Source organism: Protofrankia sp. Cj5 (assembly GCF_917627405.1).
In the GTDB taxonomy this organism is placed as follows: Bacteria; Actinomycetota; Actinomycetes; order Frankiales; family Frankiaceae; genus Protofrankia.
Genome location: NZ_CAKJTO010000175.1, coordinates 1 through 6,534, shown reverse-complemented (window position 1 = coordinate 6,534; position 6,534 = coordinate 1). Strand labels below are relative to the sequence as shown.

Annotated in this window: 5 protein-coding genes; 4 read left to right on the top strand and 1 reads right to left on the bottom strand. The window is 68.8% G+C overall.

What is annotated here, in order from left to right; translation table 11 throughout:
* Positions 1 to 22 precede the first annotated feature (22 nt).
* Positions 23 to 850, bottom strand: a complete 828-nt coding sequence (locus MJ777_RS21870; protein WP_239309340.1) for an ABC-2 family transporter protein — start codon at positions 848 to 850, stop codon at positions 23 to 25.
* 163 nt (positions 851 to 1,013) lie between these two features.
* On the opposite strand from MJ777_RS21870, the gene priA reads away from it, so the two are divergent.
* The 4 genes from priA to MJ777_RS21850 all read left to right on the top strand — a co-directional run.
* Positions 1,014 to 1,748 (top strand): bifunctional 1-(5-phosphoribosyl)-5-((5-phosphoribosylamino)methylideneamino)imidazole-4-carboxamide isomerase/phosphoribosylanthranilate isomerase PriA, encoded by a 735-nt coding sequence (gene priA, locus MJ777_RS21865; protein WP_239309339.1) that lies wholly within the window; start codon positions 1,014 to 1,016, stop codon positions 1,746 to 1,748.
* Positions 1,749 to 1,761: 13 nt separating this feature from the next.
* Entirely contained in the window at positions 1,762 to 2,526 is a 765-nt protein-coding gene (gene hisF, locus MJ777_RS21860; protein ID WP_239309338.1) for an imidazole glycerol phosphate synthase subunit HisF, read from the top strand.
* Between the two features lie 591 nt (positions 2,527 to 3,117).
* On the top strand, positions 3,118 to 5,007 hold the full coding sequence (locus tag MJ777_RS21855; RefSeq protein ID WP_239377653.1) for an ABC transporter ATP-binding protein: 1,890 nt from the start codon (positions 3,118 to 3,120) through the stop codon (positions 5,005 to 5,007).
* A 53-nt stretch (positions 5,008 to 5,060) separates the two neighbouring features.
* Positions 5,061 to 6,534: ABC transporter ATP-binding protein (locus MJ777_RS21850; protein ID WP_370652813.1), on the top strand; the 1,474-nt coding region annotated here is incomplete at its 3' end.

Sequence of the window (6,534 nt, the reverse complement as noted above, 5' to 3'; positions counted from 1 at the left end):
GTCCCGTACCGCGCGCAGCCGGTCAGCCACCCTGTATCACCACCCGGCGCAGCGCGAGCGCGGTCAGCGCCCGGCCGGCGGCCAGCAGCAGCACTGCCCAGCCGGCCTGGAAGGCGAACGCCGTGCCGAGGCCGGCGCCTGCCACCCGGCCGAGGTAGACATCCATCGGTACCTGGACGGTCGCGGCGAACGGCGTGATGCGCGCGAGGGCGCCGAACACCCCAGGGATGATCGTAAGCGGGAGGACCGAACCGGAGAAGAAGAGCGAGGCCAGCGCGGCCACCGCCTGTACACCGCGGTCGTCGGCCAGCCAGAAGGCGCTGAGCGCGACCAGGTACCGGAGGCCGAAGCTGACCAGCACAGCCAGCGTGAGGCTCAGGGCGAACGCGGCCCAGCGCGACGCGGTTGACGGCAACCGCAGCCGGAAGACCGCCGCGCACACGGCGACCGCGGGCATTGCTCGGGTGAGCAGGTAGACCCAGACCCGGCCGATCTCGTGACCGAACCACCATCGCACGAACCCGACCGGCCGGGCGATGTCGACAACCACGTCGCCGGTGCGGATCCGGTACGGCAGGTCGATCACCCCACCGAAGACGGCCACGCACACGCCCACGCCCTGTCCGACAATCATGAATGTGATCGCGCCGGTGGTGTCGTAGCCGGCCAGGTTCGGTGTCTCTCGCCACACCGCCTGTGCGATGTGGGCGCGCAGGATGCCCGTGACAACGGTGGCGAAGACAGCGGCGGCCACGGTGGACCGGTAGGCGGTGTAGCGCCGGGCGCTGCCAGCGACAACGGTGGTCCATAAACGTATGGACGCACGGTAACCGACGGTCGTCGGGCGCATCCGGAGGAGTCCTGCCAGTAGAGGAAGCACGGAGAAATGATCACAGTGGGTCCGTGGTGGGGCAAGGGCGGTTCGCTGTGCCAGCGCCGCTGGCGGGGCTCGCTGCCGGTTGCCGCGATCGCCGGTGGAACCGACAGACACGGCACCCCGTAAGGTGTGTGGCGTGGCGCTGATCCTTCTGCCTGCCGTGGATGTGGCCGACGGCCGGGCCGTCCGCCTGGTCCAGGGCGAGGCGGGTACCGAGACCTCCTATGGTGACCCGCGCGATGCGGCGCTTGCCTGGCAGCGCGACGGCGCCCAGTGGATCCATCTCGTCGACCTCGACGCGGCGTTCGGCCGTGGCTCGAACCATGATCTGATCGCGGAGGTGGTTCGGTCGGTCGACGTGGCGGTGGAGCTCTCCGGCGGTATCCGGGACGACGCCTCGCTGGACGCGGCGCTGGCGACCGGCGCCGCCCGGGTCAATATCGGCACAGCCGCGCTGGAGAACCCCGGCTGGGTGCGGGCTGCCATCGGCCGGGTCGGGGACAGGATCGCCGTCGGCCTCGACGTCCGCGGCACGACCCTGTCCGCCCGTGGCTGGACCCGTGACGGCGGCGAGCTGTTCGACGTGCTGGCCCGCCTCGACGCCGACGGGTGCGCCCGCTACGTCGTCACCGACGTTCATCGTGACGGCATGCTCAGCGGGCCCAACCTGGACCTGCTGCGGGATGTCACCGCGGCGACCTCCCGGCCCGTGATCGCCAGTGGTGGGGTGTCGTCGCTGGCCGACCTCGCCGCGATAGCCGGTGTGGCGGGCGTCGAGGGCGCCATTGTCGGCAAGGCCCTGTACGCGGGCGCGTTCAGCCTGCCCGCGGCGCTGGCGGTAGCGGCGGGCCAGCCTCTGCCCAGCCGATGAACAGGTTTATTCGATGACCGTCGCGGTCCGGGTCATCCCCTGTCTGGATGTCGACGCCGGGCGGGTCGTCAAGGGCGTGAACTTCACTGACCTGCGTGACGCTGGTGACCCGGTGGAGATGGCGAAGCTGTATGACGCCGAGGGCGCTGACGAACTGGCCTTTCTCGACATCACCGCGTCCAGCGGGAACCGGGAGACCACCTACGATGTGGTCCGGCGCACCGCCGAGCAGGTGTTCATCCCGTTGACCGTCGGCGGTGGGGTACGTTCCGCCGACGACGTCGACCGGCTGTTGCGGGCCGGCGCGGACAAGGTCGGTGTCAACACCGCCGCGGTCGCCCGCCCTGAGCTGGTCCGGGAGTGCGCGCTGCGGTTCGGCAGCCAGTGCGTCGTGCTGTCGGTGGACGCCCGTCGTACCCGCGAGCCAGGCGCCCCGCGGTTCGAGGTGACAACCCACGGTGGGCGGCAGGGCACCGGTATCGACGCGGTTGCCTGGGCGGCGCGGGCGGTGGCGCTCGGCGCGGGGGAGATCCTGCTCAATTCGATGGACGCGGACGGGACCGGGGACGGCTACGACCTGGAGATGATCGAGGCTGTCCGCGCGGCCGTGCGCGTGCCCGTGATCGCCAGCGGCGGCGCCGGGTCGCTCCGGGACTTCCCCCGGGCAGTGGGCGCGGGCGCGGACGCGGTGCTCGCCGCGAGCGTCTTCCATTTCGGCCACCTGCGTATCGGTGACGTCAAGGACGCCCTGCGAACCGCCGCGGTACCAGTTCGCTGAACCCATGTCAGCTGTTGGACGTTCATTGGACATCTGCCGGGTGGACGATGTGATCGTCGGCGATAGTCGATGCTAGCCGGTGGTCGGTGCCAGCCGATAGCCGATAGCTGAACCCATGTCAGCTGTTGGACGTTCATTGGACATCTGCCGGGTGGACGATGTGATCGTCGGCGATAGTCGATGCTAGCCGGTGGTCGGTGCCAGCCGATAGCCGATAGCCGATAGGTAGTGCCGGTCGATGGTTGGTGCCAGCCGATAACCACTCCCCGGGCGCGGGCCAGCAGCCAACGACGCGGGCGCCGGATATACAGCGGCGCCAGGCGGTAGCGGCATGATTGTGGGGTGGCACGTCGCGGGGGCGTTCGATGGGAGCGGGATGCTGGCTAAGAGCGCCCGGTAATAGGGGAGTGGATCAAGGAATGGGGTTGGGGTGCGGGCGGCGCAAGGCGGCGAGGTGCGTGCCCCAGCCCCGCGACACCGCGTCCCCTATTGCCGGTCGCTCTAAGTTTGTTGTGGCGGGCTGTTTTTTTGGTTTCAATTCGTCTGGGTGGTGCCAGCGTCGGCGGTGTAGTGAGCGACGAGAGGAGAACCATGCCCAATGATCCGGCGGGATCGACACGGCTGGTTTCCGCAGGTTCACCTGATGTTATCCGCAAAGGTCTGGCAGTCCTTGGGATGGGTATCCGCGAGGAACCTCGCTCGTTCGCCCTGGCGGTTGCCGGCAGTTCGTTGTTCGGTTTTATGACCGTGGCGAGTTCGATCGTGCTCGGCGAGGTCATCGACAGAGTCCTGCTGCCGTCCCTCGCGGCCGGGCGGGTGACGGTGGGCGGCCTCGCGCTCGCGGTGGTGTCACTGGTCGCGGTCGGCGTTGCCAAGGCTGTGGGCATGTTCGTGCGCCGGCTCGGCGGCGGGATGATGACGTTCCGGCTGCAGGCACTCTACCGCCGCCGGGTGATTCGGCAGTATCTGCGCCTGCCGCTGTCGTGGCATCAGCGCCACTCGACCGGTCTGCTGCTGTCCAATGCCAACGCGGATGTCGAGGCGGCCTGGGCTCCGGTTCTTCCGCTGCCGTTCGCGGTGGGGGTGCTAGTCATGATTGTTGTCGCTCTGGTGGTATTGATCATGACGGATCCGTTGTTGACCGCCATTGGATGTGTCATTTTTCCGCTTTTTGGGGTCATTAATATCATTTACGGGCGGAAGGTCTCGCCGTTGCTCTCGCACGCCCAGCAGCTGCGGGCGGAGGTGAGCGCGGTGGCACACGAGTCGTTCGATGGTGCTCTTGTGATCAAGGCAATGGGGCGGGAAGCCGCCGAGACAGCCCGGTTTGCGCGCAAAGCGGACGAGCTCAAAGCGGCAATGATACGTGCCGGGCGGGTGCGCGGCCTGTTCGATCCGGTGATGGACGCGTTGCCGAACATCGGCGTTCTCGTGGTCCTGCTGGTCGGTACGGCCAGGATCGCCGCGGGCGCACTCGATGTCGGCGATCTGGTACGCGTCGCCTACCTGTTCACGGTCCTGGCATTCCCGCTGCGGGCGATCGGCTGGGTGTTCGGTGAGCTGCCTCGGTCGGTTGTCGGCTACGGCCGGGTGCGTGCGGTACTGGACGCCCGCGGCGAACAGGGCTTTGGACCGAAGACGTTGAGCGCCGCCGGACCGGCAACGCTGACCGTGGCGGCTGTCACCTACACCTATCCGCGATCGGTTGATCCGGCCGGGTCGAGCGCCCCGGCGCTGGACGCGGTGAGTTTCGATGTCGCCGCTGGCCGCGTGGTGGCCCTGGCCGGACGGACCGGGTCGGGGAAGTCGACGTTGGCCGGCCTGCTGGTCAGGCTCTACGATCCTGACGCTGGCGCGGTCCGCATGGACGGGGCCGATCTGCGGGACCTCGCCGACGGTGCGGTCACCACGACCGTCTCGCTGGTTTCCCAGCAGGCCTTCCTGTTCGACGACACGGTCCGCGGCAATGTCACGCTCGGCGTGGCCGTGGATGACGCTGCGGTATGGGAAGCGCTCGCTCGCGCACAGGCGGACCGCTTTGTCGCGGCGCTGCCCGCCGGTCTTGACACGCAGGTCGGCGAACGGGGCACCACGCTGTCCGGCGGGCAGCGGCAGCGGATCGCCCTGGCCCGGGCGTTGGTCCGCCAGCCGCGTCTGCTTGTTCTCGACGACGCGACATCCGGCGTTGACCCGCGGGTCGAGGCCGCCATCCTCGCTGGCCTGCGGGAGCGGGCAGGTGCGTCCACGGTGGTTGTCGTCGCGCACCGGCGGGCAACGATCGAGCTGGCTGACGAGGTCGTGTACCTGGATCGAGGACGGGTGGCCGGGCGAGGCAGCCATCATGAGCTGATGGCTGCCTCGCCCGGGTATGCGGCGCTGCTGACCGCCTACCAGTCGAGGAGCGAAGGCGACAGCCCGGGTGAGGGGGCCATCGGGGCTGGGACTGTCGGGACTGTTGAGGATGCCGCGGTGGCACGGTGAGCGTCACCGTTCCGGCGCCCCGCCAGGAGGATCCGGATCCCCGGCTGGATGGCATGGCGCCGGAGAGCGGCTCCGTGATCCGCGGAACCCGCAACGAGGGACACCCGGCTGCCGCTCCCGACGGCACCGGCAGCGCTCCGGCCCGGTCTGGAGAGTCGCTGGGGGCGACGCTCGGTAAGATCCGGCGGCTCGTACCGGAGCTCACCGCGGGCCTGCCGGTGACCATCGCTCTTGCGCTCATCGCCACCACGGGACGAGTGGTGATCCCGATCGCGGTCCAGCAGACCGTCGACCACGGCCTGCTGCACGGAGCGCCCAAGCTGCGCGTGGTCGGCTGGGCGGCGGCGGGCGCGATGCTGGCGATCGTGGTGACGGCCGCAGCGGCCTACCGCATGAACGTCCGCCTGTATCGGATGTCCGAGGCTGCGTTGGCGACACTGCGGATACGTGTTTTCGGGCACATCCACGGTCTGTCCGCGTTGACCCAGCTGGAGCAGCGGCGGGGAGCCCTCACCTCGCGGGTGACCAGCGATGTTGACCAGATGTCGCAGTTTCTGCAGCTCGGCGGCATGATCTTGCTGTTGTCCTCCGGGCAGATGCTGATCGCGACCGTGCTTATGACGATCTATTCCTGGCCTTTGACCATCGTTGTCTACGCCTCCTTTGTGCCGATGGCTGTTGCGGTAAGGCGCTTTCAGCCGCTCCTTGCGCAACGCTACCGGGCGGTTCGAGAGCGGGTTGCGGACATGCTGGGCGCGATTGCGGAGTCCGTGGTCGGCGCCGCGGTGGTACGCGCCTACGGCGCTCAGGCGCGCACCGAGACGCGGGTCGACACCTCCGTCGACCGCTACCGATCGGCGCAGACCGCTGCGCAGCGGCTGGTCGCCACGGTCTTCTCGGCCGGTGAGCTGGTGGCGGCATGCGCGACCAGCGCCGTGGTGGTCGGCGGGGTGCTGCTCGGGGTGGACGGTCATCTCAGCGCTGGCCGGCTGGTGGCCTTCCTGTTCCTGGTCACCCTGTTCGTGCTGCCGTTGCAGACGCTGACCGAGGTGCTCAATGAGGGCGCGAACGCGCTTGCGGGCCTGCGCCGTGTCCTTGATGTGCTGGACACACCGCAGGATGTCCGTGACCCTGGCTCCGAAACTGGAAAAGATCTTCCTGTTGGCCCGCTCGGGGTGCGTTTCGACGGTGTCGCGTTCGCTTATCCAGGAGGACCGCCCGTCCTGCAGGCCATCGACCTGGACATAGCGCCACAGACCAGGGTCGCCGTGGTCGGTGAGACGGGATCGGGCAAGACCACCCTGGCGAAACTGCTCACGCGGCTGATGGACCCGACAGCTGGCCAGGTGCTGCTCGGCGGTGTGCCCGCGGAGCAGGTCCGGTTCGCCTCGTTGCGTCGGCGGGTTGTCATGGTCCCGCAGGATGGCTTCCTGTTCGATCTGAGCATCGCGGACAACGTTCGCTACGGATGCCCGGAGGCCGGCGACGCCGACGTTGCGGACGCCTTCACCGCGCTGGGGCTTGCGG

Coding starts and splice junctions, on each gene's coding strand:
- MJ777_RS21870 (WP_239309340.1), bottom strand. CDS start 850: ATGCGCCCGACGACCGTCGGTTACCGTGCGTCCATACGTTTATGGACC.
- hisF (WP_239309338.1), top strand. CDS start 1,762: ATGACCGTCGCGGTCCGGGTCATCCCCTGTCTGGATGTCGACGCCGGG.
- MJ777_RS21855 (WP_239377653.1), top strand. CDS start 3,118: ATGCCCAATGATCCGGCGGGATCGACACGGCTGGTTTCCGCAGGTTCA.